This window comes from Streptomyces sp. NPDC104313, from assembly GCF_055583985.1.
In genome coordinates, this window is record NZ_JBVJMW010000002.1 from 209,523 (window position 1) to 235,027 (window position 25,505).

At 70.0% G+C, this 25,505-nt stretch carries 23 protein-coding genes and 2 pseudogenes; 4 read left to right on the top strand and 21 right to left on the bottom strand.

What is annotated here, in order from left to right:
• Nucleotides 1-49: 49 nt before the first annotated feature.
• The 9 genes and pseudogenes from ACZ60Q_RS04870 to ACZ60Q_RS04910 all read right to left on the bottom strand — a co-directional run bounded on the left by ACZ60Q_RS04870 (nucleotide 50) and on the right by ACZ60Q_RS04910 (nucleotide 10,038).
• Nucleotides 50-2,272: an NADP-dependent isocitrate dehydrogenase gene (locus ACZ60Q_RS04870; RefSeq protein ID WP_469628469.1), complete on the bottom strand. Its 2,223-nt coding sequence runs from the start codon at nucleotides 2,270-2,272 to the stop codon at nucleotides 50-52.
• Nucleotides 2,273-2,358: 86 nt separating this feature from the next.
• A pseudogene (locus ACZ60Q_RS04875) lies at nucleotides 2,359-2,679 on the bottom strand (response regulator transcription factor); the annotation flags it as partial.
• Nucleotides 2,680-2,938: 259 nt separating this feature from the next.
• Nucleotides 2,939-4,420 (bottom strand): amidase, encoded by a 1,482-nt coding sequence (locus ACZ60Q_RS04880; RefSeq protein ID WP_469628472.1) that lies wholly within the window; start codon nucleotides 4,418-4,420, stop codon nucleotides 2,939-2,941.
• Nucleotides 4,421-4,839: 419 nt separating this feature from the next.
• Nucleotides 4,840-5,790 carry an LnmK family bifunctional acyltransferase/decarboxylase gene (locus ACZ60Q_RS04885; protein ID WP_469628475.1) on the bottom strand — a complete coding sequence of 317 codons (951 nt, stop codon included), beginning with the start codon at nucleotides 5,788-5,790 and terminating at the stop codon, nucleotides 4,840-4,842.
• A gap of 99 nt (nucleotides 5,791-5,889) precedes the next feature.
• The gene (locus ACZ60Q_RS04890) at nucleotides 5,890-6,153 is read right to left on the bottom strand and encodes an acyl carrier protein (RefSeq protein WP_469628478.1); all 264 of its coding nucleotides are present in this window, start codon (nucleotides 6,151-6,153) and stop codon (nucleotides 5,890-5,892) included.
• Nucleotides 6,146-7,213, bottom strand: coding sequence for a 4-hydroxy-2-oxovalerate aldolase (dmpG, locus tag ACZ60Q_RS04895; protein WP_469628480.1), 1,068 nt, complete (start codon nucleotides 7,211-7,213; stop codon nucleotides 6,146-6,148). The genes ACZ60Q_RS04890 and dmpG overlap by 8 nt, the downstream gene beginning before the upstream one ends.
• Nucleotides 7,210-8,103 carry an acetaldehyde dehydrogenase (acetylating) gene (locus tag ACZ60Q_RS04900; RefSeq protein WP_469628483.1) on the bottom strand — a complete coding sequence of 298 codons (894 nt, stop codon included), beginning with the start codon at nucleotides 8,101-8,103 and terminating at the stop codon, nucleotides 7,210-7,212. Before ACZ60Q_RS04900 ends, dmpG begins: the two co-directional genes overlap by 4 nt.
• A gap of 116 nt (nucleotides 8,104-8,219) precedes the next feature.
• Nucleotides 8,220-9,062 (bottom strand): 2-keto-4-pentenoate hydratase, encoded by an 843-nt coding sequence (locus ACZ60Q_RS04905; protein WP_469628485.1) that lies wholly within the window; start codon nucleotides 9,060-9,062, stop codon nucleotides 8,220-8,222.
• 55 nt (nucleotides 9,063-9,117) lie between these two features.
• Nucleotides 9,118-10,038 (bottom strand): class I SAM-dependent methyltransferase, encoded by a 921-nt coding sequence (locus ACZ60Q_RS04910; RefSeq protein WP_469628488.1) that lies wholly within the window; start codon nucleotides 10,036-10,038, stop codon nucleotides 9,118-9,120.
• 446 nt (nucleotides 10,039-10,484) lie between these two features.
• On the opposite strand from ACZ60Q_RS04910, the gene ACZ60Q_RS04915 reads away from it, so the two are divergent.
• Nucleotides 10,485-10,856, top strand: a complete 372-nt coding sequence (locus ACZ60Q_RS04915) for a nuclear transport factor 2 family protein (RefSeq protein WP_469628490.1) — start codon at nucleotides 10,485-10,487, stop codon at nucleotides 10,854-10,856.
• Between the two features lie 103 nt (nucleotides 10,857-10,959).
• On the opposite strand, the gene ACZ60Q_RS04920 is transcribed toward ACZ60Q_RS04915, so the two are convergent.
• The 9 genes from ACZ60Q_RS04920 to ACZ60Q_RS04960 all read right to left on the bottom strand — a co-directional run bounded on the left by ACZ60Q_RS04920 (nucleotide 10,960) and on the right by ACZ60Q_RS04960 (nucleotide 19,139).
• Nucleotides 10,960-12,513, bottom strand: a complete 1,554-nt coding sequence (locus ACZ60Q_RS04920; RefSeq protein ID WP_469628492.1) for a peptide ligase PGM1-related protein — start codon at nucleotides 12,511-12,513, stop codon at nucleotides 10,960-10,962.
• Between the two features lie 528 nt (nucleotides 12,514-13,041).
• Complete coding sequence (locus ACZ60Q_RS04925; protein WP_469628494.1) at nucleotides 13,042-14,076, bottom strand: TIGR03842 family LLM class F420-dependent oxidoreductase; 1,035 nt, start codon at nucleotides 14,074-14,076, stop codon at nucleotides 13,042-13,044.
• Between the two features lie 46 nt (nucleotides 14,077-14,122).
• Entirely contained in the window at nucleotides 14,123-15,514 is a 1,392-nt protein-coding gene (hydA, locus tag ACZ60Q_RS04930) for a dihydropyrimidinase (protein WP_469628497.1), read from the bottom strand.
• Between the two features lie 82 nt (nucleotides 15,515-15,596).
• Complete coding sequence (locus ACZ60Q_RS04935; protein WP_469628499.1) at nucleotides 15,597-15,758, bottom strand: hypothetical protein; 162 nt, start codon at nucleotides 15,756-15,758, stop codon at nucleotides 15,597-15,599.
• A 96-nt stretch (nucleotides 15,759-15,854) separates the two neighbouring features.
• Nucleotides 15,855-17,138, bottom strand: a complete 1,284-nt coding sequence (locus tag ACZ60Q_RS04940) for an aspartate aminotransferase family protein (RefSeq protein WP_469628502.1) — start codon at nucleotides 17,136-17,138, stop codon at nucleotides 15,855-15,857.
• Complete coding sequence (locus tag ACZ60Q_RS04945) at nucleotides 17,135-17,977, bottom strand: nitrilase-related carbon-nitrogen hydrolase (protein ID WP_469628505.1); 843 nt, start codon at nucleotides 17,975-17,977, stop codon at nucleotides 17,135-17,137. The genes ACZ60Q_RS04940 and ACZ60Q_RS04945 overlap by 4 nt, the downstream gene beginning before the upstream one ends.
• Nucleotides 17,978-18,215: 238 nt before the next feature.
• Nucleotides 18,216-18,398, bottom strand: a complete 183-nt coding sequence (locus tag ACZ60Q_RS04950; protein WP_469628508.1) for a hypothetical protein — start codon at nucleotides 18,396-18,398, stop codon at nucleotides 18,216-18,218.
• Between the two features lie 47 nt (nucleotides 18,399-18,445).
• Nucleotides 18,446-18,826 (bottom strand): PPOX class F420-dependent oxidoreductase, encoded by a 381-nt coding sequence (locus ACZ60Q_RS04955; protein WP_469628510.1) that lies wholly within the window; start codon nucleotides 18,824-18,826, stop codon nucleotides 18,446-18,448.
• A gap of 43 nt (nucleotides 18,827-18,869) precedes the next feature.
• Entirely contained in the window at nucleotides 18,870-19,139 is a 270-nt protein-coding gene (locus ACZ60Q_RS04960) for a helix-turn-helix domain-containing protein (RefSeq protein WP_469628513.1), read from the bottom strand.
• A gap of 73 nt (nucleotides 19,140-19,212) precedes the next feature.
• Between ACZ60Q_RS04960 and map the strand changes: the two genes are divergently transcribed.
• Nucleotides 19,213-19,980 carry a type I methionyl aminopeptidase gene (gene map, locus ACZ60Q_RS04965; protein ID WP_469628516.1) on the top strand — a complete coding sequence of 256 codons (768 nt, stop codon included), beginning with the start codon at nucleotides 19,213-19,215 and terminating at the stop codon, nucleotides 19,978-19,980.
• Nucleotides 19,981-20,056: 76 nt separating this feature from the next.
• Here map and ACZ60Q_RS04970 read toward each other — a convergent pair whose 3' ends face one another.
• Together ACZ60Q_RS04970 and ggt are read right to left on the bottom strand one after the other, a co-directional pair.
• A complete protein-coding gene (locus tag ACZ60Q_RS04970; protein WP_469628519.1) occupies nucleotides 20,057-20,791 on the bottom strand; it encodes a glycoside hydrolase family 75 protein in 735 nt (244 codons plus the stop codon).
• A 172-nt stretch (nucleotides 20,792-20,963) separates the two neighbouring features.
• Nucleotides 20,964-22,781 carry a gamma-glutamyltransferase gene (gene ggt / locus ACZ60Q_RS04975; RefSeq protein ID WP_469628521.1) on the bottom strand — a complete coding sequence of 606 codons (1,818 nt, stop codon included), beginning with the start codon at nucleotides 22,779-22,781 and terminating at the stop codon, nucleotides 20,964-20,966.
• A gap of 106 nt (nucleotides 22,782-22,887) precedes the next feature.
• On the opposite strand from ggt, the gene ACZ60Q_RS04980 reads away from it, so the two are divergent.
• Nucleotides 22,888-23,631 (top strand): hypothetical protein, encoded by a 744-nt coding sequence (locus ACZ60Q_RS04980; protein WP_469628523.1) that lies wholly within the window; start codon nucleotides 22,888-22,890, stop codon nucleotides 23,629-23,631.
• A gap of 4 nt (nucleotides 23,632-23,635) precedes the next feature.
• Here ACZ60Q_RS04980 and ACZ60Q_RS04985 read toward each other — a convergent pair.
• A pseudogene (locus tag ACZ60Q_RS04985) lies at nucleotides 23,636-23,995 on the bottom strand (lipid II flippase MurJ); the annotation flags it as partial.
• A 146-nt stretch (nucleotides 23,996-24,141) separates the two neighbouring features.
• Between ACZ60Q_RS04985 and ACZ60Q_RS04990 the strand changes: the two are divergent.
• A complete protein-coding gene (locus ACZ60Q_RS04990) occupies nucleotides 24,142-25,350 on the top strand; it encodes a L,D-transpeptidase (protein WP_469628526.1) in 1,209 nt (402 codons plus the stop codon).
• Nucleotides 25,351-25,505 lie beyond the last annotated feature (155 nt).

A 25,505-nucleotide genomic window follows, 5' to 3' on the forward strand; every position in this document is an offset into this window, starting at 1 on the left:
GGCCCGCCGGGGCGGAGCGAAGCGGCTGAGGCATCCGCCTCACATCAGGTCAGCCGAGGGTCGCGATGGCCTGGTTGAACGTGGCGGACGGGCGCATGAGAGCCTCCGCCTTGGCCGGGTCGGGCTGGAAGTAGCCGCCGATCCCGGCCGGGGAGCCCTGCACCGCGATCAGCTCGGCGACGATGGTCTCCTCCTGCTCGGCCAGCGTCTTGGCGAGCGGCGCGAACGCCTCGGCGAGCTTCGCGTCGTCGGTCTGCCGCGCCAGCTCCTGGGCCCAGTACAGGGCCAGGTAGAAGTGGCTGCCGCGGTTGTCGATGCCGCCGAGGCGACGGCTCGGGGACTTGTCCTCGTTGAGGAAGGTGCCCGTCGCCCGGTCCAGGGTGCCGGCGAGGACCTGCGCCCGCGCGTTGTCCGTGGTGATCGCCAGGTGCTCGAAGCTGACCGCGAGGGCCAGGAACTCGCCCAGGCTGTCCCAGCGCAGGTAGTTCTCCTTGACGAACTGCTGGACGTGCTTGGGGGCCGAGCCGCCCGCGCCGGTCTCGAAGAGGCCGCCGCCGTTCATCAGCGGGACGACGGAGAGCATCTTCGCGCTGGTGCCGAGCTCCAGGATCGGGAAGAGGTCGGTGAGGTAGTCGCGCAGCACGTTGCCGGTGACGGAGATGGTGTCCTCGCCGCGGCGGATGCGCTCCAGGGAGAAGGCGGTGGCCTTCTCCGGGGTCTTGATGGAGATGTCCAGGCCGTCGGTGTCGTGGTCGGCGAGGTACGTGGTGACCTTGGCGATCAGGTTGGCGTCGTGCGCGCGGCTCTCGTCCAGCCAGAACACGGCCGGGTTGCCGGTGGCGCGGGCGCGGGTGACGGCGAGCTTGACCCAGTCCTGGATCGGCAGGTCCTTGGTCTGGCACATCCGGAAGATGTCGCCGGCGCCGACGGCCTGCTCCAGCACGACCGCGCCGCCCGCGTCGACGACGCGCACGGTGCCGGTGGCGGGGATCTCGAAGGTCTTGTCGTGGCTGCCGTACTCCTCGGCCTTCTGCGCCATCAGACCGACGTTGGGGACCGAGCCCATGGTCGACGGGTCGAAGGCGCCGTTGGCGCGGCAGTCGTCGATGACGACCTGGTAGACACCGGCGTAGCTGCTGTCCGGGAGGACGGCGATGGTGTCGGCCTCGTCGCCGTCCGGGCCCCACATGTGACCCGAGGTGCGGATCATGGCGGGCATGGAGGCGTCGACGATGACGTCGCTGGGAACGTGCAGGTTGGTGATGCCCTTGTCGGAGTCGACCATCGCGAGGGCGGGGCCCTCGGCGAGCTCGGCCTCGAAGGACGCCTGGATCTCGGCGCCGACGCCCGGCAGGGAGCCCAGGCCCTTGAGGATGCCGCCGAGGCCGTCGTTCGGGGTGAGGCCCGCCGCGGCGAGCTGGTCGCCGTACTTGGCGAAGGTGTTCGGGAAGAAGGCGCGGACCGCGTGGCCGAAGATGATCGGGTCGGAGACCTTCATCATGGTGGCCTTGAGGTGCACGGAGAACAGCACGCCCTCCGCCTTGGCGCGGGCGACCTGCGCGGTGAAGAACTCCCGCAGGGCGGCGACGCGCATGACGGCCGCGTCGACGACCTCGCCCTTGAGGACGGGTACGGACTCGCGGAGCACGGTGGTGGTGCCGTCGTCGGCGCCCAGCTCGATACGGAGCGAGCCGTCCTCGGCGATGACGGCGGACTTCTCGGTGGAGCGGAAGTCGTCGACGCCCATCGTGGCGACGTTGGTCTTCGAGTCGGCGCTCCAGGCGCCCATGCGGTGCGGATGGGCCTTGGCGTAGTTCTTGACGGACGCGGGAGCGCGGCGGTCGGAGTTGCCCTCGCGCAGCACCGGGTTCACGGCGCTGCCCTTGACCTTGTCGTAGCGGGCGCGGACGTCCTTGTCCGCGTCGGTGCGCGGGTCGTCCGGGTAGTCCGGGAGCGCGTAGCCCTGCTCCTGGAGCTCGGCGACGGCGGCCTTGAGCTGCGGGATCGACGCCGAGATGTTCGGCAGCTTGATGATGTTCGCGCCGGGCGTCCTGGCCAGCTCGCCGAGCTCGGCGAGAGCGTCATCGATACGCTGCTCGGCCTTGAGGTGCTCCGGGAAACTGGCGATGATCCGGCCCGCGAGGGAGATGTCACGGCGCTCGACCGTGACGCCTGCGGTCGAGGCGTAGGCCTCGACTACGGGCAGGAACGAGTAGGTCGCCAGGGCAGGGGCCTCGTCGGTGTGCGTATAGATGATGGTCGAGTCAGTCACCGGGTGCTCCGCTCCACGTCTGCAACATTGCTTGACATCAAGATATCTCTTCACCGTTCCGGGCTCCACAAGGCCCCCGCACGGCTTCACGCACCGTGGGCGCGCCCGTGTCCCGAAGACTGGCTCCCGTCGGTCCGCGAACGCGGCTCGACCGGGCCGGACTCGTACGCGAAGACCACGAGCTGAGCCCGGTCACGGGCGCCGAGCTTGATCATCGCGCGGCTCACATGGGTCTTGACCGTGAAGGGGCTGACCACCATGTGGACGGCGATCTCGTCGTTACTGAGCCCCCGCGCCGCCAGTGCGGTGCCTTCCCGCTCACGACGGGTCAGTGTTTCCAGGCCGTGGGCGGTGGAGCGGCCCGGAGGGCGGGCGACGAACTCGCCGAGCAGCCACCGGGTCCCCGAACCAACCTCGTCCTCGCACCACCGCGACGGCTCGATCCGGGCAACCAGCAGGCCGAGGCCAGATGTCCCGGGACCGTCGTGAAACTGGGTACAGCTCAATCGTCCTCAAGGACGGCAGTGGAGCGAACCTACCGCTGGCTCATGCTCCACCGCCGCCTCACCGGCGAGAACACCATCTCCTGGCGAGACCCGACGCCACAGGGCAAACAGCAGGTTCCGGGATAGAACACCGGAACAAAACGACCTCCGAGGAGCGGCGTTACGGAGTCGGGGGCCGGTGCTCGTACCAGCGCAGGTCGTCCTCCAGCTGGGCGGCGAGCGCGATCAGCCGCTCCTCGCTCCGGGAAGGCCCCAGGAGCTGGGCGCCGATGGGGAGCCCGGACCGGGTGAAGCCGGCCGGGACGTTCACCCCGGGCCAGCCGAGGACGTTCCACGGCCAGGCGTAGGGGCAGGCGGCCGCCATTGTGAGGTCGGTGCGCCAGGCGCTGAGGTGGTCGAAGGCGCCGATCCGGGGCGGCGGCGCGGCCGTGGTCGGGGTGAGCAGCACGTCGAAACCGGAGGCGTCGAAGAGGGCGCCGATCCTGCGGTGCTGGCGCACTTCACGGGCGCGGGCGGCCCGCACCACCCGCCCGCCCAGCCGCGTCCCGGTCCGCAGTGCGCTGCGGGTGCGCGGGTCGAGCAGGGCCGGTTCGGGATGGCGTGCGGCGAATTCGGCGATCCCCGCGGTGGCACGGGGCACGAAGGCCAGGCCGATCAGCCCGTACCGGGGTCGGGCCTCCTCGACGTGGTGGCCGAGCCGGGCGAGGGTCTCGGCGAGCGCGGTGACGGCCCGGCGCACCTCCGGGTCCGGTCCGGCACCGGTGAGCGTGAGCGGGGGACGCCAGGCGAGGGCGATGCGCAGCCTGCCCGGGTCGCGGCCGGCGGCGTCGGCGGCACGCACGGCGGGCGGGCGGTGGAGGTCCTCGGGATGCGCTCCGGCGACGGCGTCCAGGAGCAGCGCCGCGTCGGCGACCGTACGGGCGAGGGTGCCGTTCACGGTGAGCCCCTGGAAGGCGTCGCTGTGCGGGTGGACCGAGATGCGCCCGCGCTGCGGTTTGATGCCGACGAGGTGCGTCCACGCGGCGGGGATGCGCACGGATCCGGCACCGTCCGAGCCGAGGGCGGCGGGGACGAGTCCGGCGGCGACGGCCGCCGCCGATCCGCCGGAGGAGCCACCCGGGGTGTACGCGGTGTTCCAGGGGTTGCGGGTGGCGCCGAAGGCGGGTCCTTCGGTGAAGGGCCACTGGCCCAGTTCGCAGGAGTTCGTCTTGCCGACGACGACGGCTCCGGCGGCGCGCAGCCGGCGGACCGCCTCGCTGTCGGAGGCGGCCGGGGGTCGCTCTCCGTCGCAGCCGAAGTGGGTGGGCAGGCCCGCCACATCGCTGTCGTCCTTGACGGCGACCGGCACGCCGAGAAGCGGCAGCCGTTCCCCCGCCGCGAGCCGCCGGTCGGCCGCCGCGGCCTCGGCGAGGGCCGCTTCGGTCCGCAGGTGGCGGAAGGCGTTGAGGGTGGGCTGCGTGGCCTCGATGCGGGCGAGGGCGTCGGTCACGAGTGCGGTGGAGGTGATGGTGGCGCCGGCGAGCCGACGGGCGCTCTCCGCGAGTCCGTGGCCCGGCGGCGGAAGGTGGGCGGCGGGGCGGGTTCCGCGCCCGGGTTCCCGTACGGCCGGGCCGGTCTGTTCGGTGGGCTCCGCTGAGGACATGGGCGTGCCGCCTCCCTCGTGGTGCGGACCGACCGGTCGTCCCGGCTGCGCCCACACGTACTACTGGAGGGTAACGAGAGGAGGCGGCACGCTCAACCGTTCCGGCCGGACCGGGCGCCCGCTCTGTCGCCCATACCCCGGGCGGACTCGCCAGGACCGTCGGCCGGAGAGGCGGCGCGTTCCGTCGACACAGACGTGGCGACGGTGCGTGAGCTCGATGGGCTTCACAGGCACAGAGTCATCCGGCCATGAGCTTCCTTCTGCCGCCCGCGTGCAGATCGAATCGCCGGATGTCAGGCTCCCGCGCTCGCGCGTTCAGGTTCTCGGAGCACCTCGCTTCCCCTCGCCGGAGGGGCGCGGAAAGCGCGAGGCGGCGCCCTGCCGGTCTGGCGCCTTGGCGAATGCCTTGGGATTGGCGCTCATCCGGCTTCCTCGCTCTCCGAGGAGGTCGTGCCGACATCGAGTTCGACGCAGGCCACGGCGAGCAGGCGGTCCGTGCCGACCTCGCGCATCGACATGTCGGCAACCTCGATGCCCGGGTCGGCTCGACTACGCCAGCGACGAGCGGAAAGTGTGAGGGCAGCACCCGGGTCCGCGTTGCTGAAGTAGCCGATCTTCTGATCCACTACTTTGCGCCGCATGAACTGCCCGTCATCACGCCCGAGCGAGCGCCACAGGTTCAGCAGAGCCGTGTCGAAGATGGAGAAGTACGACGCGAAGTACACCAAGCCGACGCCGTTGATGTCCCGAGTGATGTCGAGCGTGTACTCGCATGCATGGACCGGACCGGCCGGCACCAGGTCCTGTCGGGCCTCGGGATGAAAACTGCCCGCTCCCCGGGCGCGGCCCACCAGTGTCCGGGGAGAGTAGTCGTTGGGAAGCCTCGGCAGATGGGTGTGGGTGAAGTCCGGGGGCACCACCTCGGACAAGCCACGATTGCTGCCGGGGCGGGAGCGGGTGATCCAGCGGTTGACGTTCTCGACGTACAGGCAGTCCGGGTGCGGCCGCTCGTACACCTCCGCCGCGTCCAACGGCCCCTCGGGCAGAGCGAGGTCTGCGGGGGCGAGGCGGTGGAGGGTGAGCACCGACTGGCTGCCGAACTGGAACACCCGGGATTCCACTCGCAGTTCGTCGCCGAAGGTCAGCCCGTTGGGGTGGACGACCCGCCCGCCTCTTACCCGGTAGTAGTAGAAGGAAAGATAGGCGGGCCGGCCCTCGGCGGTCCGAGCCGCGTGGACGTTCGTCCCGCAGGCCGCTGCCACCGCCTCCCAGGTCCAGTCCCCGATACGCCCGTAGATCAGCGATCCGCTGCCGCACATCCCCGGGGACACGGTCACCCTGCGGGACAGGGAACCGTCGTCAACCATCATTCTGCCGTTCCCCACAACGCTTTCCAGCACTGACTCACCTCCGTCGCTGTTCCGCTGTCGCTCCTGCGATCCGAGCCCGCTGTCGGCCCCGGAACCCGTTCAGGACTCCGGCTCGGCACGGTCGGCTTCGGCTGTGCCGGCCAGCCGGCGCTCCTCCACCACGCGCGCGAGCTCCGCCAACGTGCCGGCGTCCGCGAGCTCGTAGTCGTGGATCTCGATGGCGAGCCTGCTGCTCAACAGAGCCGCGAGTTCCACCATGGTCACGGAATCCAGGCCCACATCGGTCCGGCTGGCTGTCGGTACGATTTCCTCCGCCCTGATCTGGAACTCGTCGACCAGAATGTCCTTGAGCACCTCATACACCGCCCGCGCCCCTTTTCTCCTTCTGCCCCCGCTTGTCACGGAGCGCCAGTGCCACGTCGACGATGAGGTCCTCCTGGCCGGCCACCGCCTGGAGTCGGCCCAGTTCGAAGAAGACGTCGCGTGGATCGACGCCCTCGCGCCGCGAGACGTCGAGCACCCGTGACTTGAATCCGGAGAACACCCCCGCCAGGCCGCTGACGACGGCGACGGAGTCGATGCTCGGCGGGGCGTCCATCAGCTCCCTCCGGGCGATGTCCGCAGCGTCCAGCAGCCGGTACAGGTCGATGCCCGTCGAGAAGCCCATCCGCTCGAGGACCGGCACCAGGACCTCCAGCTGGGTGTTGCCCGCTCCGGCGCCGAAGCCGCTCGCGCAGGCGTCCAGAATGCTGGCCCCCGCCTCCGCCGCCGCGATGGAATTCGCCACGGCCATACCGAGGTTGTTGTGCCCGTGGAACATCACGGGCACCTCGACCGCCTCGCAGATGGCGCCGACACGTTCGGTGACGTCCGCGGGGAGATAGTGACCGGAGGAGTCGAGGATGCCGACACCGGTCGCTCCGTAGCCGACGAGTCGGGCGGACTCCTCGGCCAGCCGCTCCGGGGTGGCCATGTGACTCATCAGGAGCACGCCGTGCGCGTCCACACCCGCCTCGCGCAGGAATCCCAGGTGCCGCTCCGCGAGGTCTCCCTCGGTGCAGTGGGTTCCGATCCGAACCACGTCGACCTCGTGATCGATCGCCTTCTTCAGATCCGCCGCGGTGCCCCAGCCGGGCAGCATGAAGACACCCATCTTGCTGCTGCGAAGCGCCTCCCTGACCACGGACAGCATCTCGTCGTCGCTGAGGCGGGCCTGTCCCACCTGTAGGGAGGAGGCACCCAGGCCGTTGCCGTGGCCCACCTCGACCACGGGGACGGCGGCGGAGTCGGCCGCCGAGGCGTACGCGCGCAACTGCTCCGGGCTGAGCTGATGACGTACCGCGTGATGACCGTCGCGCAGGGTCGGGTCGTGGATCTGGACGGGCCTGCCCGCAACGGCCGGGGCGCCAGGTGACTGGTTCATGATGTTTCCGCACCTGCCTTGGAGAGGCGGCTTGCCGCGTACTGCTCGGCGACATGAAGTGCCGCCGAGTTGATGATGTCGATGTTTCCGGCATACCGGGGGACCCGGTCGCCGGACGCCGCGACCTCGACGGCGGTGAACGCCCTCCCGTCGTGTACCTCGCATGCCGTCACGCCGTACCCGGCGGCGAAGTCGCGCACGCTCCGCGCGGCCTCGGCGACCAGTGGGCGTACCGACTCCGTGGTGAGCCCCTCGCCGAGCAGGCTCATGGCGACGCGAAACATCGCTGGGGGCCTGGCGGGACTCAGGTTGAGGATCGCCTTGACGTTCTTGACCCCGGTGAGGGCACGGATCGCGTCCTGGGTGGTCTCCACGTACTCGTCGAGGTTGAGGCGCGTGGAGCGACCCACACTCGGGCTGGCGGCGGTGGTGACCACCTCGATGTAGTCGATCCGGTGGTGCCGGGTGATGGCGTGCAGAATCGGGATGGACGCCTGGCCGCCGCAGCTGACCATATTGACGTCGCGGCAGGTCAGAGCCTCCGAGCCGTTGACCACGGGCACCACCATCCGTCCGACCCGGCTGGGCGTCAGGTCGATGAGCATGGTGTCCAGTGGCTTCAGCCGCTCGGCGTGCTCGGCGTGCGACAACGCGTTGGTCGTGTCGAACACCACGTCGAACACATCGTCGGTGTCGGTGAGGGACCCGATGCCGTTCGCCGCGGTCCGCAGTCCGAGCCTGGCCGCTTGTCTGAGACCCGGGGTCGCCTCGTCGCGGCCCACGACGAGGCGGAGGTCGAGGGAGCTCGACCGCATCACCTTGGCCGCCAGATCGACCCCGAGCAGGCCCGCGCCCAGGACCACCGCGGACAGCCGTCCATCTGGTTCCATGCCTGTTATGCCCTTCCGTAGGGGATGACTCGTCGTCACGGAACTCGTCCTGTGATGACTCGTCGTCACAGGACTCGTCCTGGCCGTACCCGAGCCATGGGGTCGGCCGGACCCGGTCATGTCCGACCGTCGCGTACGGTCGCGGGCCTGGGCGAGGGCGCGGGGTCAGGGCCGTCGACGTGCAGGGTGACAGCTCCCAGGCGGTCGAACTCAGCGGTGAAGGTGTCACCGGAAGCCATCGGGACCGCGGCGTGCAGAGCTCCCGTCATGATCACTTGGCCGGCGTCGAGGGTCACACCGTGGTTGCCGAGGGTGTTCGCCAGCCACGCCACGACCGCCACGGGGTCGCCAAGAGCCGCGGCTCCCGCGCCGGTCGCCACGAGCTCGCCGTTCCGGTAGAACGCCATGCCCAGCAACCGGAAGTCGAGGTCGGGGCGGAAGGCGACGGAGCGGCCCAGAACGGCTGCTCCGTTCGAGGCCAGGTCGGCGATCGTGTCGGCGATGCCGATGCGCCAGTCCTCGATCCGGGAGTCGACGATCTCCAGGCCGGTGATCACTTCGCCGATGGCCCCACGTGCCTGCTCCACCGTGACACCCGGACCGGCCAGAGGAGTCGCGAGCCGGAAGACGATCTCCGCCTCGACCCTGGGGGCGATGAAAGCGTCGTGGGAGAGGCGTGCCCCGCTGTCCCGGACGGTCGATGCCAGCACGGGCCCGTAGTCCGGGGTGTCGACGCCGAACATGCTCTGCATCGGCGCGGACGTCAACCCCGCCTTGTACCCGATGACTCTGTCGCCGTCCGCGAGGAGCATCGCGGTGAGCTCGCGCTGGATGGCGTATCCGTCCTCCATTCCCAGCGCTGGATCCTTATCGGTGAAGGGCTTGATGGGGGCGCGTTTCGCACGCGCCTCGTACAGCTCTGCCGCCTTGTGTACGGCTTGCTCGGCCGAGATCTTCACAGCACTCCTCTGTCGGTGCCGGCTGCTCCGGCGTTGTCCGCCACCACGAAGCGCCTCAGCCGACGGCGACGAACGCGCGGCTGCCGGGCATGCGCAGCGGGGTGCAGGTCACCTCGGAGAAGCCGGCCCTGGCGAAGCCGTCGCGCCATTGCTGCTCGGAGGGCAGCTTTACGTCCATCGAGCTCGCGTGCAGATAGCTGAACAGGGCGCTGAAGCCTCGTTCCCGCGCGCCGGGAGTAAAGGGCACCGCGTCGGTCACGACGAAACAGCCGCCGGGGGCGAGCGAGGTGCGTACGGTGCGCAGGAGGCTGTCGAGCACCTCGGGCTTGCTGACCACGTCGTGCATCACGAAGCCCGCATGCACGACATCGGCGTCCCGGACCGGCGAGGCGTCCTCGACCAGCGACTCGATCGAGCGGTGGGCCACTTCGAGCCGGCCGCGCACCCCCGCCCGCTCCGCCGCCCGCGTCGCTTCCTCGCACGCCCCCGCGCTCAGGTCGAGGGCCACACCGGTGCTGTCCGGCAGCTCGGTCAGCAACCGGATCAGCAGAGCTCCCGCACCGGCGCCCAGGTCGACCACGCGCCGCGGCTTGCGTTCGGTGATCTGCGCGACGACGTCGGGATAGAAGCCGGACGAGCCGATCCAGCGCGAGGAGACCGCCACCTGTCGACCGTCACGGCGGTAGCCGGTCGCCGCGGCCGGTTCGCGCGCGATCTCCGCCACGTGGTCGATATACGGGCGGTTCGCGTTGAGCGACCAGCAGAGGTAGCCGGCCTGGTAGCGGCGGTCGGCCAGGTCGGCGCAGGGGACGAACCGCCCGCCCGCCTCGCTCTGTTCCAGTAGGCCCGCGGAGACCAGCGCCCGGAGAAAGCCTCGGGCGCCGTCCTCGGGCAGATCGGCGGCGGCCGCCGCCTCGTCCAGGGTGAAGGGCGACCGCCCGTCCAGCAGAGCGGACAGCCCGAGGTTCTCGGCCATCTGCAAGAAAGCGGCATCCGCGGCCAGATCTGCGGCCGTTTCCCTGGAATCAGCGCTTTTCATTCACCACTCCAAATCAAAGCGAGAAACTTACCGGGTTTCGCATGCACGAATCTCCGACGAAAGATCGGAAAGGCGAGCACCCGAGCACGAAATGGGTACCCCGTTCGGCCCAGCCCCATGCGATGACTCCAGAGAAAAAATTGTTCATATTATTGCGAACATACGCCCGAGGTTCGATTGCGTGTTCGTCACTACCGAAGCGGCCGGACGCCTTCCGGATCCCGCAGATCACCGAACTCGTCCGGCGGATCCGAAAACCCCGCAGCACTCCACAGACGTCTCGATAATAGTTTCGATATGACAGGCCCGGTTCGGAGAATTCATTCCGCTGCATAATGAGATTCAGCAGCCATTCGAACAGATCCGAACAAGGAATGAAGGCTATGGAGAAGAACGAAGAACAAGACGCCGTGGCTAAAGTTCGCGCGTACTACCGGTTGGTTGACGAGGACGACGTGCCAGGCCTCATCGCGCTCTTCGCCGAGGACGCCGTCTACCGCCGCCCCGGCTACAAGCCGATGCACGGGCACACCGATCTCAAGGCGTTCTACACGGAGAAACGGGTCATCGCGCGGGGGACGCACACCCTCACCACTACCGTGGCCGACGGCCAACGGATCGCAGTGAACGGCGACTTCCACGGCGTTCTCAAGGACGGCCGCGAAGTCTCCCTCGCGTTCGCCGACTTCTTCGTGCTCGACCATGCGCAGCTGTTCGCACGGCGGGACACGTACTTCTTCTCGCCCATGGTCTGAACAGCGCGAGCGCCCCTGTTTCGACGAACAGGGGCGGCACCGCGGTTGCGGGCCGCCCACCGGAAGCCGGTGGACAGCCTGCCTACGGCCGGATGGGCCGGCCTCAGTGCGCGTCCACCGCCGCATGGGGGTTCGGGTGAGACGCGGAGGACGCGGACTGGCTGTGGGGAATCGTCGAGCCGGTCCGACTGCCCGACGCGAGCGCGTCGGCGAGTTCGCGAAGCCGGCGCATCAGCTCCGCCGCCTCGGCATGGTCGGTGCCGATACACAGGGCGCCGAACTTTCCGTGGTGCAGGACGGGGCTCATCAGGTGGAGCACGACCCCGGTCCTGCGCCCGGGGTCGTAGGCCAGGGGCGAGTTCGTGACGGCCTCGATCAGCTGGGCGGGGCGCAGGCCCCGGTAGTGGGGCGCGAGAATGCCGTCCGAAGCCTGATAGACGTACTCGGTTCCTTCCACGACCAGCCGTCCGTCGCCCGTGGGGGCCACTCCGAGCAGGCCGGTGGCCATGGTGAACGGGTGCTTGGTGGCCGTCGCCCGGAGATTGATCTCGCATCCCCACAGGCGCCAGTCGCCCTCCGACCGCAGAGCGAGGAAGTCCACTCCGTACTCACCACTGTCCACGCCCAGTTCGAGCAGAGCCCGCCCCACTCGCAGTCCGTAGTCGACGAGTACCGAACGGTAGTCGACGTGGGCCGGGAAGGTGCAGCCGGTGTAACTCTGCCCCTTCTCACCGAGAACCTGGTCATGGGTGGAGATCGCCTCGACGCCGCCCTCTTCGGTCAACCGGCCCTGGAAGCTCGGGCTGGAGACCTGACCGCCTTCGATCCACGCCTCCGCGATCGCGCCGGACTCTTCCAGCAGCCCGACGAAATCGTCCCAGCTGATCCCGGAGTCCACCAGGGTGGCCCCAGGCAGGCTTTCGAGGACGAGATCGACCAGGGCGTCACCGGACATGAGCACGGCATCCTCGCCCATGTCGAGCAGAGCGTTCCCGAGCCCGCCACCGTATGCGGTGCTGTCGAGCTTGAGGAGGACTTTGCGGTGCCCCGCCCGCACCAGCGCCGCTGTCCCGGCGGCGAGCTCGGCCACGCTGTGGCACAGACCGGTGCCCGGCGCCACGGGGATACCCGTGGCGGCGAAGATCTCCCGGCTGGAGTGCTTGCTCCCTCTCGGGATGTGAACGGAGGAGGACTGGGTGCCCGGTACGCCCAATTCACGGGCCAGCGACTCCAGAGGCAGGGACGGCTCGAAGTAGCTCAGCCGAGCGTGCGCGCCCGCGCTTCGGTGAACCTTCACAAATTCCCGCAGCGCCTCGCGAGCGGTGGCCGCTTGTTCGCTGGCGGGGTCCAGGACCTTCTCACTGAGCCAGCGGGAGGAGACATCGTCCAGTGACAGGAGTCCGACCCGCTCCCGAGCGTCTCGCCGCTCACCGCTCATGTCGTTCTGACCACCGGACAGCAGGTTGACGTAGTAGTCCACCTGCTGGTCCGCGTCGACGATCAGTGGAGCGGTGACGTAGAGCACGTGGCCGCCGCCCCGAAGGACGGTGTTGACAATCGTCGCGCCCAGCAACCGCTCGGGGAAGTAGGTGGCGCCGATCAGCCGCTCCAGCAGCTCCGGTCTGCACTCCCGGCTCTCGATGTGGATGCTTGCCACAGGGGGGCGGGGGTTCTCAGTCACAATGTCCTCGTGGCTCGGGTTGATTTCGTAGATCAACAACGTGAGTGCCCGTACCGAAGTCACGGCCCTCGACGGTAGCGCGTGCACGACGGTGCGCGGAGGCTTTCAGAGGCACCGTCACCCTTCGCACATCATGCGGGCGTCGAGCCCTGTGGGGGCTCCGGATGGCGCTGGGGTCTTCGACTCCCGAGCCGCAGACGCTCTGTGTCGAACCGCGCCGAGAGCACGGCTACGCCCGCCGGGCCGAGGTGGTGCCCCCATACAGTGCGACGCTCCCCTGGAATGCTGTGGGAATGCCGTGCTGGGCGTGAGGCACGACGGTCTGGGTCACGGAATCCGCCGGCACGATGTCGGGCACCCGCAGCGTCACAGCGGGCCGCGGGACAACGACCTCACCGACGACATGAAGAAGGCGTACGGGTCGGTGCACGACAGCGCCGCCGCCACCGTGGGCGCGCACATCCCTCTGGGCCGGCTCCACGACCGGCCCGGGCCACGCCGATCTCAACACCGCTCCGGCACTGCTTGGCGGAACGACGGAATGATGTCGGAGCCGTAGGCGTCGATGGTGCCCTCCCGGTTGTCGTGCATGTCGTAGACGGCGAACTGGTCCACGCCGAGGTCCTTGAGGTGCCGCAGCTTCTCGATGTGCGCCTCTGCGGGGCCCAGGAGGCAGAAGCGGTCCACGATCTCGTCGGGGACGAAGGCGGTATCGGGGTTGTCGGCGCGGCCGTGGTGCCCGTAGTCGTAGCCGTGCCGGTCCTTGATGTACGCGGTGAGTTCCTCCGGAACCATTCCCGAGTGTTCGCCGTACTTCTCCACCAGGTCGGCGACGTGGTTGCCGACCATGCCGCCGAACCAGCGGCACTGGTCCCGGGCGTGGGCGAGCGCCTGCGGGGAGTCGTCCGCGGTGACGTACGCGGGGGCCGCGACGCAGATCGTCAGGGCGTCGGGATCGCGGCCCGCGTCGGTGGCGGCCTGCCGCACCGCCTTGACCATCCACTCCGTCAGGAACGGGTCGGCGAGTTGGAGGATGAACCCGTCCGCCTTCTGCCCGGCCAGGGCCAGGGCCTTGGGGCCGTAGGCAGCCATCCAGACGGGGAGCCTGCCGTTCTTCACCCAGGGGAGGCGGATCGGGTTGCCGTCGACCTCGGCCTCACGTCCCTCAGCGAGGTCCCGGATCACATCGATGGCCTCGCCGAGACGAGCCAGGGTGTTGGGTCTACGGCCGGCGACGCGCATGGCGGAGTCGCCGCGGCCGATGCCGCAGACGGTCCGGTTGCCGTACATGTCGTTCAGGGTCGCGAAGGTGGAGGCCGTCACCTCCCACGTGCGCGTGCCCGGGTTGGTCACCATCGGGCCGACGTGGAGCTTGGTGGTGTGTTCGAGGATCTGGCTGTAGATGACGAAGGGCTCCTGCCACAACACGGCCGAGTCGAAGGTCCAGCCGTAGCGGAAGCCGTTGCGCTCCGCCCGGCGCATCAGCCCGACGACCTGCGAGGCGGGCGGGTCGGTCTGCAGGACGAGTCCGAAGTCCACGCGGAACCTCCAGTTTTCGAGGAGAGAGAACAAGACCCCGGGTCGCTCAGCCCAGGTACTGGCAAAGACCACGCGGCAGGAACACCCCGTGACCCGCGTGACCCGCGTACTTGCGCTGATCCACCACCACCTCACCCCGCGAGAGGACCGTCTCGACCTGGCCGGTCACCGTCTTCCCCTCGTACGCCGAGTAGTCGACGTTCATGTGGTGGGTCTCGGCCGACAGCACCTGTGTGGCATGCGGGTCATAGATGACGATGTCCGCGTCCGAGCCGGGCGCGATGGTGCCCTTTCGCGGGTAGAGGCCGAACATCCGGGCCGGAGACGCGCACGCGATCTCGATCCAGCGACGGCGGGAGATGTGCCCGTCCACCACCGCCTGATGGAGGAGGTCCATGCGGTTCTCCACCCCCGGCAGGCCGTTGGGGATCTTCGAGAAGTCGCCCCGGCCCAGCTCCTTCTGACCGGTGAAACAGAACGGGCAGTGGTCCGTCGACACCACCTGGAGGTCATGGGTACGCAGGCCCCGCCACAACGCCGCCTGGTGCTCCTTCGGTCGCAGCGGCGTCGAGCACACGTACTTGGCGCCCTGGAAGTCCGGCTCCGCCAGGTTGTCCGTCGACAGGAACAGGTACTGCGGGCAGGTCTCACCGAAGACCGGCAGGCCCATGTCCCTCGCCGCCGCCAGCTCCGCCACCGCCTCCTCGGCCGAGACGTGTACGACATACAGCGGGGAGCCCGCCACCCGGGCGAGCTGGATCGCCCGGTGCGTGGCCTCCGCCTCCAGGAGGGACTTGCGGACCTCCCCGTGGTAGCGGGGATCGGTCTCGCCCCGGGCCAGAGCCTGTTCGACGAGGACGTCGATCGCGATGCCGTTCTCCGCGTGCATCATGATCAGCCCGCCGGTGTCCCCGGCCATCTGCATGGCCCGCAGGATCTGGCCGTCATCCGAATAGAAAACACCCGGATAGGCCATGAACATTTTGAACGAGGAAACACCGATCTCGACCAGCCTCGGCATCTCCCGTAGCGTCGACTGGTTCACATCCGACATGATCATGTGGAACGCGTAGTCGATCGCGCAGTTCCCGTCCGCCTTCTCCATCCAGGCGTCCAGACGGGCCCGCAGCGCCTGTCCCTTCGACTGCACCGCGAAATCGACGATCGTCGTCGTCCCGCCCCACGCCGCCGCCCGCGTCCCCGTCTCGAACGTGTCCGACGCGAACGTGCCACCGAACGGCAGCTCCATATGCGTGTGCGCGTCGACCCCACCGGGGATCACGTACTTCTGCGACGCGTCGATCACCCGGTCCGCCGTCCACTCCTGCGTACCCGGCGCCGCCAACGCCACCACTCGGCCGTGCTCGATCAGCACATCCGCGTGCACCTCGTCCGCCGCCGTGATCACAAGACCACCGGTAATCAGAGTCCGAGTCATTTCCCAGCCTTCCCTTCACGCCGACCATCGACCAGCCCACCACCGGCGCCGGCCGGTGCCACGCCCCGGCCCGCCGGCCCCCTCACCCCGCCGCCTCGATCCGCTGGTCGGCGCTCCAGCTCTCGACGGCATCGGTCCCGTGTGCGGCGAGGGCGGCGATCCGGCCGCCCTCGACGAGCACGTCGGCGTGGATCTCGTCGGACGCGGTGCTGACCGGGCCACCGTGGATGACGGCGCGGCTCATAGGTGTCTCCTCACTCCGGGGCAGCCCCGGCCCTCTGGGCGTACGGCGGGGCCGCCCCGCGCGGTTCGTCTGCGTACGGGCCCGCAAGGGCGGGGATCAGCCCGCCGCGTGCAGGGCGTCCGCGAGGATCGCCGCGCCTTTCTCGGCCTCGGCGACGGTCAGGGTCAGCGGCGGGGCGATCCTGAGGACGCTGGTGTTGTGGCCGCCGCCCTTGCCGATGAGCAGCCCGCCCGCGCGGGCCGCTTCGAGGACGGCCGCGGCTGCTTCGGGGTCGGCCTCGTCGGTGCCGGGCCTCACCAGCTCGATGCCGATCATCAGGCCCCGGCCACGCACCTCGCGCACGGCGGGCGATGCGGCGGCGATGCCCCGCAGCCGTTCGATGAGGAGTCCGCCGACGCGCCGCGCGTTGCCCTGGAGGTCGTGCTCCAGGAGGTACGACAGGTTGGCGAGCGACGCGGCCATGGTGACCGGCGAACCGCCGAAGGTGGAGATGGAGTTGGCGTCGAGGCAGTTCATCACCTCGGCTCGGGCCACCACTCCCCCGACCGACATGCCGTTGCCGATGCCCTTGGCGAAGGTGAGGATGTCCGGTGGTCCGTGCTCGGCGTGCGCCTGCCAGCCCCAGAAGTGCTCGCCGGTACGGCCCCAGCCGGTCTGCACCTCGTCCGAGATCCACAGCACTCCGTGCCGGTCCAGGACGTGCCGGAACGCGGCGAAGAGCCCGTCGGGCGGGGAGGTGAAACCGCCGACGCCCTGGATGGGTTCGGCGATCAGAGCCGCGGGCCGCCGGGTGTGCCCGAGGAGGTCCTCCAGGTCGGCGACGCACGCCCGGATGAACCGCTCGTCGCTCAGCTCGGCATACGGCCCCCGGGTGCGGACGCCGCCATGGACGTACAGGGTCTGGAGCGGGGACAGACTCGTGGGCGACCAGGCCTGGTTGCCGGTGATGGAGACGGTGGAGAACGACCGGCCATGGTAGCTGTTGCGCATCGCCAGGATCTGGTTGGAGCGGCGGTACGCGGTGGCCAGCAGCAGCGCGGTGTCGTTGGCCTCGGTGCCGGAGGTGGTGAAGAAGACCCGGGCGTCGGGGATGCCGGAGAGGGTGGCGATCCGCTCGGCCAGCTCCACCATGGGGCGGTTGAGGTAGAGGGTGGAGGAATGGATGATCCGCCCGGCCTGTTCGGCCACCGCCTCGGTCACCTCGGGCAGGGCGTGGGCGGTCATCGTGGTGAGGATGCCGCCGAAGAAGTCCAGGTAGCGGTTGCCGTCGGCGTCCCAGACGTGGCGGCCCTCGCCGTGGGTGAGTTCCAGGGGGTGGCGGTAGTAGAGGGCCAGCCACTCGGGGCTGACGGCCAGGTGGCGTTCGTGCAGCCCGGTCACGGTTCCACCAGCCCGTCGTAGGCGTCGGGCCGTCGGTCCCGGTAGAAGGCCCACTGCTGGCGGACCTCATCGATCAGGCCGAAGTCCAGGTCTCGGACGAGGAGTTCCTCCTCCCTGTCGCTGGCCACGTCCCCGACGAACTGGCCGCGTGGGTCGACGAAGTAGCTGGTTCCGTAGAAGTCGTTGTCGCCGTACTCCTCCTGGCCGACCCGGTTGATCGCGGCGACGAAGTACTCGTTGGCGACGGCGGAGGCAGGCTGCTCCAACTGCCAGAGATGGCTGGAGAGTCCACGCGAGGTGGCCGAAGGGTTGTACACCAACTGGGCTCCACCCAGTCCGAGTTGACGCCACCCCTCGGGGAAGTGCCGGTCGTAGCAGATATAGACGCCGACCTTGCCGACCGCGGTGTCGAAGACCGGCCAGCCGGCGTTGCCGGGCTTGAAGTAGTACTTCTCCCAGAATCCCTTGACCTGCGGGATGTGATGCTTGCGGTACTTGCCGAGATACGAGCCGTCGGCGTCGATCACGGCCGCGGTGTTGTAGTAGAAGCCGGACTGCTCGATCTCGAAGACCGGGACGACGATCACCATCCCGGTCTCGCGGGAAAGGTCCCGCATGCGCCGGACGGTCGGCCCGTCGGGGACCGGCTCGGCCCAGCGGTAGTGCTCGGGTTCCTGGACCTGGCAGAAGTAGGGGGCGTTGAACACCTCCTGGAAGCCGATGATCCTCGCGCCCTGCCTGGCGGCCTCGCGCGCGTGTTCCTCGTGCTTGGCGATCATGGATTCGGTGTCGCCGGTCCAGGTCGCCTGGACGAGTGCGGCGCGTACGACGTGGGACATGAGCTGCTCCTTCGACGCGGCGTCAGAGAGCCTCTACGCGTTCTCTACGCACGTAGATCGGTGCATGGATGGAGAACGTAAGCCCCTCCGCACGGCGGGGCAAGACCATCGCCGTGAACCGGCGGAGTCGATCATGTTTCGCACCCGACCGGTCCACAACGGACACGGTCCCGATCTCCGGTGGCGTTCAAGACGCCCCTGGGGGCCTCAGAGCAGGCCCGGGGACCGCTTGGGCCCCTCAGGCACCGGCACGCCCGGGGACCGCCTCACGCCCGGCGGCGGCCGGCGCGCCCGCCGCGGCGGCGAACCCGGCGGGCGGCAGCGAGGACACCTCCCGGAGCAGGGTCGTCCGGTCGTCGGCGAGCCCGGCGCGGTACAGGGCGGCTACGCGCAGCGTTCGGGCACGCTGCGGCGGGAGCACTACCGCCCGGCGTGCGCCCCTTCGCGCTCCGGCGGCAGCGGCCGGACTCAGAACGTGATGGCGATCCCGGTATGCGGGCGCTTGCCGAGCCGGGCGACCGTCGCGGGCCAGTCGACGAGCCAGAACTTCCAGGTGTACTTGCGCGCCAGCAACTTGCGCGCCGCGCGGGTGCCGTCCTCGTCCAAGAGCTTCGCAGTGCCCTCCGCACCGGGGGCCCCTTCGGCGATCCTGCCGCGTACATCGCAGACGGTGACGACGACCTTGCCGTTGTTGCGCAGTCGCTTGACCTTCCACGAGTCGGAGCGTGTCCAGACGTACAGCACATCACCCTCGGCGGCGGCCCAGACGGGCGTGGCGACGGGTGTGCCGTTCTTCCGGTACGTGGTCAGGCTGACGTACTCGCTGCGTGCGAAGTCCTGGAGAGTCACGGCGCGACCCTACGCGCCCCGAGGGGCGACCCGCCGGCCCGGCCTAGGCGGTCAGCGGGGCGGCCGCTGGTTCCGGCGCGCAGCGGCCGAGGATCTCGTCCATGGAGAGGCCCAGCGCACCGGCGAGGGCGGCCACGGTGAAGAAGGCGGGGGTGGGTGCGCGGCCGGTCTCGATCTTACGGAGGGTCTCCGCGGAGATTCCGGCGCTCGCGGCGACGGCGGCCATGCTGCGTTCCCCGCGCGCCGCACGGAGCAGCATGCCGAGCCGTTCGCCGCGCAGGCGCTCTTCGGGTGTCAGAGGGGTACGGACCATGAGGCCACCCTACTACGGAATGCCATTTCTATACCGTCATTACTATACCGCTTCAACCGGTATAGTAATGGGCATGGTGCACATCAAGACGGACACATCCATCGAAGCGATGCGCGAGGCCGGCCGGGTCGTCGCGCAGATCCTGACCTGCGCGCGGGAGGTGGCGGCGGTCGGCGTGACCCCCCGCCAACTGGACGCGGCGGCCCGCGAGGTGCTGAGCAAGGCCGGCGCCTCCTCGCCCTTCCTGAACTACCGGCCGCACTTCGCGCCCACCCCCTTCCCGGCCGTCATCTGCGTCTCGGTCAATGACGCGATCGTGCACGGCATCCCCTCGTCCGAGCCGCTGCGTGACGGGGACGTGGTCAGCGTGGACGCCGGGGCCCTCCTGGGCGGCTGGGCCGGTGACTCGGCGATCAGCTTCACCGTGGGCGAGGCCCGCCCCGCCGACACCCGGCTCATCGACACCGCGAGCGAGGCCCTGGCGGCCGGGATCGGCGCGGCCGTGGTCGGCAACCGGATCGGCGACATAGCCCACGCGATCGGCACGGTCTGCCGGAAGGCGGGCTACGGCATCCTGGAGGGCTACGGCGGCCACGGGATCGGCCGGACCATGCACGAGGACCCGTCCGTGCCGAACGAGGGACGCCCGGGGCGCGGCATGCCGCTGCGGCACGGCATGGTCCTGGCGATCGAGCCCATGCTGATCGGCGGTGGCGGCGACGAGTTCCGCCACGACGAGGACGGCTGGACGCTGCGGACGACCGACGGCAGCCGGGCCTCGCACGCCGAACACACGGTCGCCATCACGGACGACGGCCCACGCGTCCTCACCGCGCTGTAGGCGCCGTCCCCACCGCGCTCACCGCGCGGTGAGCGCCCGGACCGCCTTCCTGTTCCTCCTGTTCCTCCTGTTCCTCCTAGCGCCCGACGAACTCCCTGGCCAGCGCCGCTCCCCGGCTCCGCGCCCGCGCGCGGCTCTCGATCGGGGAGACGCGGGAGTTCTTGAACACGATGTAGGTGACGCCGGACGCGGCTCCTCCGGTCGACGGGTCGGGATCGATGCCCAGGGTCTTCGCCATGGCGTACGACGCCTCCCCGATGATGCTCGTGGGGCCGGTGTCACCGATCACGCCGTACCCCACCCGGTTCCGGTACACGACCGCCACGACGCTGCCGCCGGTGAGCCCCGCCTTCCGGTAGTCCCACACCTTGCCGGGGCCCGGTACGACCACATAGGGGAGCGCTGCCGAGTCCAGGGGTTCGCCGCGGGAGGTCTGGAACGCGGTCTCCGGCAGGAAGTGCGGGTCGGTCTTCCGGTTGCAGACCTTGGTCCTGCGGCCGTCGCAGTCGATGTCCATATCCGCCTTCCAGAAGACGGCGTCCTTGGTGCCGCAGACGGGAACTGTCGCCTTGGATCTGCCGCTGTCCGTGCGGTAGGCGCCTTTCGAGATCCGGGCGCAGGCGCGGACCTCGGCCAGCAGCTCGGCGGCGGTCGCGGCGGTCGCGTCCACTGCGGCGGCGTCCGCTTCGGCCGCTTCCGGCTCCAGGCCGGGACCGGTCCCGGGGCCGGTGGCGGAAGCGGGAAGCGCCGCCGCTCCGAGGAGCGCGGCGCCGCAGACGGCGGACGTCAGGGCGAGCGTGCGGGTACGCATCGTGCGGAGAGACCCTTCCCGTGGACGAGGGACCCATACGGGTCCCCTGGACGGCGCCCCCTCCCCGCCCGTGCGACTTTCGCCGGTCGGGCGCGCGCCAAGGCCTCGGGGCCGGCACCGCGCGTTGTGTCGCGTGATACCGGCCCCGGGGCCCCTGCTCCGTCCGGCCGGCTCAGTGACCGCCGCCCGGATGCACCACCATGGCCGAGCCGCCGCCCCGGCGCACCTTTTCCGCCGCCGCGAGCCAGCGGCCGTCGGGCAGCCGCTGGACCCCGGTGGCGGCCCCGATCTCCGGGTTCTGCTTGAAGGCGTGGCCGAGCTTCTCCAGCTCCGCGCGGATCGGGCTGTTCCACAGGTCCGGCTCGATGTCGGTCGTCGGCGCGTTGCGCTGGCTGGCGCGCGGCGCGGCGATCGCGTCGACCAGCGGGAGCCCCCGGTCCAGGTGTCCGGTGAGTGACTGGAGCACGGTCGTGATGATCGTGGCCCCGCCCGGCGAGCCGAGGGCGAGCACCGGCTTGCCGTGCTTCAGCACGATGGTCGGAGAGATCGACGAGCGCGGCCGCTTGCCCGGTCCCGGGAGATTCGGGTCGTGCACCGCCGGATTGGCGGGCGCGAAGGAGAAGTCGGTCAGTTCGTTGTTGAGCAGGAAGCCCCGGCCGGGCACGGTGATGGCGCTGCCCCCGGTGGACTCGATGGTCAGGGTGTAGGCGACGACGTTGCCCCACTTGTCGGCCGTCGTCAGGTGCGTGGTGTTCTCGCCCTCGAACGTGGTGGGCGCGGCCGTGCCGCTGCTGCCGCACCGCTCGGGGTCGCGCGGGTCGCCCGGCGCCAGCGGGCTGGTCAGCGCCTTGTCGTCCCGGATCAGGCACTCCCGTGCGTCGGCGAACCGCTGGCTCAGCAGTTCCTTCGTGGGGACGTCCTCGAACGCGGGGTCGCCGACCCAGCGCCCCCGGTCGGCGAACGCGATCCGGCTCGCCTCGATCAGGCGGTGCAGGTACTGCACCCGATCGGCGCGCGAAAGGTCGGTGGACTCCAGGATGTTGAGCGCCTCACCGACGCTGGTGCCGCCGGACGAGGAGGGGGCCATGCCGTAGACGTCCAGGCCCCGGTAGTTCACCTTCGTCGGGTCCTTGCGCAGGGTCCGGTAGGCGGCGAGGTCCTCGCGGGTCAGATCGCCGGGCCGCACCACCCGGGTGGCGTTCGGGTCGACGGGCGGCCTGCGCACCGTACGGACGATGTCGTCGGCCAACTCGCCGCGGTACAGCTCCCCAACGCCCTTGCGACCGAGCTTCTCGTAGGTACGGGCCAGATCGGGGTTCTTGAACACGGAGCCGACAGACGGGAGTTGACCGCCCGGAAGGAACAGCTCGGCGGAGGCCGGGAAGTCGGCGAACCAGGCCTGGTTGGAGGCCGTCTGCGAACGGAAGGTGCCGTCCACGACGAAGCCTTCCCGGGCCAGGCGTTCGGCCGGTTCCAGCAGCGTCCGAAGGGACTTGCTGCCCCACGCGTCCAGAGCCCGTTCCCAGGTGGCCGGGGTGCCGGGCGTGCCGACACCGAGGCCGCTGGTCATCCCCTCCTCGAAGGGGATCGGTTTGCCGTTCTCCAGGAAGAGGGAGGCGTCCGCGGTGCGCGGTGCGGTCTCGCGGCCGTCGATCGTCCGCACGGTGCGCTTCTTCGCGTCGTAGTGGACGAAGTAGCCACCACCGCCGATGCCCGCCGAGTACGGCTCGGTCACGCCGAGCGCTGCGGCTGTGGCCACCGCCGCGTCCACCGCGTTGCCGCCTTTGCGCAGCACCTCGATCCCGGCGGCCGACGCGTCCGGGTCGACGCTCGCCACCGCTCCCCCGTGACCCACCGCCACCGGGGACTTGGGTGGTGCGGGACGGGGGGCGGCGGACGGTGCCGAGGCCACCGGGGCGGCGGCTCCCACCGACGCGACCACGGCGAGGACGGCCAACAGCGACGTGTTCCGGCCGACGGAACGGCGCATACGTACCTCCAGTCAACGGATCTTCCGCCGCAGGGTAGCCCCGGGGGAGCCGGATCGTCACGACCGCCTCGAACGGCTACCCGCATGACCGATACCATGCGCGCCCATGACGGACGACGTGCGCAACATCGTGCTGGGCGTGATAGCCGCCGGGATCAGCGCTTCGCTGGGCTGGCTCGCCCGGACCTATCTCTGGCGGCGGGGACTCCGCCGCAAACAGACCTTCTTCGGGCTGCCGGCGAACTCCGAATGCCTGCTCGTCGTCAACCGCTACGCGGGCGCCGAAGGGTCGGTGCACCGCCACGACGCCTTCGCCCTGCTCGAACTCTCCGCGCTCATCAAGGACTGCGCGGCACACGCGCAGATCGTCACGCACGACTCGGCCCAGCAGGGGTTCGGGGAGCGTACGGAATTCTGCGTCGGCGGCCCGACGTCCAACCAGCGGATGGCCGCACATCTGCGGACCCTGCTGCCCGGGGTGCGGATCAACGTCGAGCGGGACCCGGGACCGGACCGGGTGGCGTTCCGGATCGGTTCGGAGCGCTACCGGTTGGAGCCGGGAACCTCCGAGTACGTCCTGCTCGCTCGCTTGACAGGCAGTCAGGAGGCCCGTCCCGTGTTCCTTTTCTGTGGACAGCGGGCCATCACCAACCAGGCGGCGACCCGCTACGCCGCGCGCAACCACGAGATGCTGCGCCGCAAGTACGGTGCCAAGTCGTTCTGCCTGCTGTTGCGGGTCGTCAACTCCGGTGCGTACGGCCCCGATGTGGTCGAGTTGGTCGGCGATGTGACGCGCGAGGCCCAGGCCCCCGTGCCCAGCACGCCCGCCTCCCACCGGGCCGGCGGCTGACCGGACCCACCGTCAGCGGCAAAGTCGCGCACGGTACGAGGAGGCCGACGGTGCACAGGGTTAAGCAGCCGGTCGGTGTACGCGGCTCCCCCGTCGGCGTGTTCCTTGGCCGCCCGGACCAGCTCGGGGACGAAGACCGCGTTGAGCGCGCCGCCGATGAGCAGGATGGAGGAGATGTTGGGCATGGTGTTGGCGACCCTGTAGCCGTCGGCGGTCAGGCTGGTGCCGAGTGCGACGACGACGGCCGAGCGGACGAAGCCGTGGCGCGCGAGACGATGGAGCCGGCCGCCATCACCGCCCCGCTGCGCAGCACCGATGCGGTCCGGGCCGGGGGGCCGGTGGTGCCATCGACGGTCGCGCTCACTGGTGGTCTCCCGTGCTCCGAGGTGCCGGCCGACGGTGGAGCGTACTCCGGACCGAGCAGTGAGGTTTCTCCGGGAAAAGGAAGGAACCCGACATGGGGGAAATGACTCTCCCCTGGTGAGCACCCCTGCCCTGGAGGTTTTTCCGTTGAGTTCCGCACGTCCGCGCATCCGTCGTTCCGCCCCGGCCGGCCGGAGGGCCCGGCTCGCCCTGACCGGGCCCGCGGCGCTGCTCGCCGCCGCGCTCACCGCATGCTCGGGCGGCCCCTCGGGCTCCGCCGAGATGGGCGGGGACGACAAGAGGCCCGACACCAGCGTCTCGGTGAACCTCAAGGGCAGGACGGCGGTCCCCGGCGGGCCGGTGAAGGTGACACTGGCTCACGGAAAGCTGAAGGCGGTGTCGGTGACGGCGGGCGAGGGCGGCGCGCTGGCCGGGAAGATATCAGCGGACGGCCGGACCTGGACCTCCGATCGGGTCTCCGCGCCGGGCACCGCGTACACGGTCGAGGCGAAGGACGCGGACGGTGGCAGCGACCGGGCCACGTTCGCCACCGCCGAGGCCGAGAAGGTCAACAAGCTTCTCCTCGCGCCGGGCAAGGGCACGACCGTGGGCATCGCACAGCCGCTGTCTGTCGTCTTCGACCACCCCGTGAAGGATAAGGCGGCCGTCGAGAAGGCCCTGAAGGTCTCCACGTCCAACGACACCGAGGGCTCCTGGGGCTGGCTCCAGGACCACTCGGGCAAGGACCGCGTCGACTGGCGCCCCAAGGAGTACTGGAAGCCCGGCACAAAGGTCACCCTGGACGCGCGGCTGAACGGGGTCGACACGGGTGCGGACGGCGGCTGGTTCGTCCGCGACTACACGACGACGTTCACGATCGGCGCGGCCCAGGTGGTCAAGGTCGACCTCAACCGGTCCCGTCTCGCCCTGCACCGGGACGGGAAGCAGGTGCTGGACATCCCGATGTCGGCAGGCACCCCGGGCGGCGAGAAGGCCTCCTGGCGGGGGACGGCGGTCCTGATGTCGAAGGAGGGCACGATCAACATGCGCTCCGAGACGGTGGGCCTCGGCGACGCCTACGACAAGATGGTCGACTACTCGATGCGGCTGACCTGGTCCGGGATGTACGTGCACGCGGCCCCGTGGAACGCGGGCTATTTCGGCCAGGCCAACCGGAGTTCGGGCTGCGTCGGGATGAGCGACGCGGACGCCGCTGCCCTGTACGGACAGGTGCGGGTGGGTGACCCGTTCGAGATGACCGGCTCACAGGCCAAGGGCACGGTCGCCGAGGGCAACGGCTACGGCGCGTGGAACCTCTCGTGGGAGGACTGGGCTGCGAAGAGTGCCCTGAAGTGACCCGGCAGCGCCTGTTCCGGGCCCGGAGCGCCACTGAAGCGTTCCGGGCCCGGAGCGCCACTGAAGCGTTCCGGGCCCGGAGCGCCACTGAAGCGTTCCGGGCCCGGAGCACTGCTGACGCGTTCCGGGCCCGGGGCACTGCTGACGCCACGTCC

Coding starts and splice junctions, on each gene's coding strand:
- ACZ60Q_RS04935 (WP_469628499.1), bottom strand. CDS start 15,758: ATGAGCCGCGCCGTCATCCACGGTGGCCCGGTCAGCACCGCGTCCGAC.
- ACZ60Q_RS04900 (WP_469628483.1), bottom strand. CDS start 8,103: ATGGAACCAGATGGACGGCTGTCCGCGGTGGTCCTGGGCGCGGGCCTG.
- ACZ60Q_RS04880 (WP_469628472.1), bottom strand. CDS start 4,420: ATGTCCTCAGCGGAGCCCACCGAACAGACCGGCCCGGCCGTACGGGAA.
- ACZ60Q_RS04945 (WP_469628505.1), bottom strand. CDS start 17,977: ATGTCCCACGTCGTACGCGCCGCACTCGTCCAGGCGACCTGGACCGGC.
- ACZ60Q_RS04885 (WP_469628475.1), bottom strand. CDS start 5,790: ATGATGGTTGACGACGGTTCCCTGTCCCGCAGGGTGACCGTGTCCCCG.
- ggt (WP_469628521.1), bottom strand. CDS start 22,781: ATGCGCCGTTCCGTCGGCCGGAACACGTCGCTGTTGGCCGTCCTCGCC.
- ACZ60Q_RS04980 (WP_469628523.1), top strand. CDS start 22,888: ATGACGGACGACGTGCGCAACATCGTGCTGGGCGTGATAGCCGCCGGG.
- ACZ60Q_RS04970 (WP_469628519.1), bottom strand. CDS start 20,791: ATGCGTACCCGCACGCTCGCCCTGACGTCCGCCGTCTGCGGCGCCGCG.
- hydA (WP_469628497.1), bottom strand. CDS start 15,514: ATGACTCGGACTCTGATTACCGGTGGTCTTGTGATCACGGCGGCGGAC.
- ACZ60Q_RS04910 (WP_469628488.1), bottom strand. CDS start 10,038: ATGGCCGAGAACCTCGGGCTGTCCGCTCTGCTGGACGGGCGGTCGCCC.
- ACZ60Q_RS04915 (WP_469628490.1), top strand. CDS start 10,485: ATGGAGAAGAACGAAGAACAAGACGCCGTGGCTAAAGTTCGCGCGTAC.
- ACZ60Q_RS04960 (WP_469628513.1), bottom strand. CDS start 19,139: ATGGTCCGTACCCCTCTGACACCCGAAGAGCGCCTGCGCGGCGAACGG.
- dmpG (WP_469628480.1), bottom strand. CDS start 7,213: ATGAACCAGTCACCTGGCGCCCCGGCCGTTGCGGGCAGGCCCGTCCAG.
- map (WP_469628516.1), top strand. CDS start 19,213: ATGGTGCACATCAAGACGGACACATCCATCGAAGCGATGCGCGAGGCC.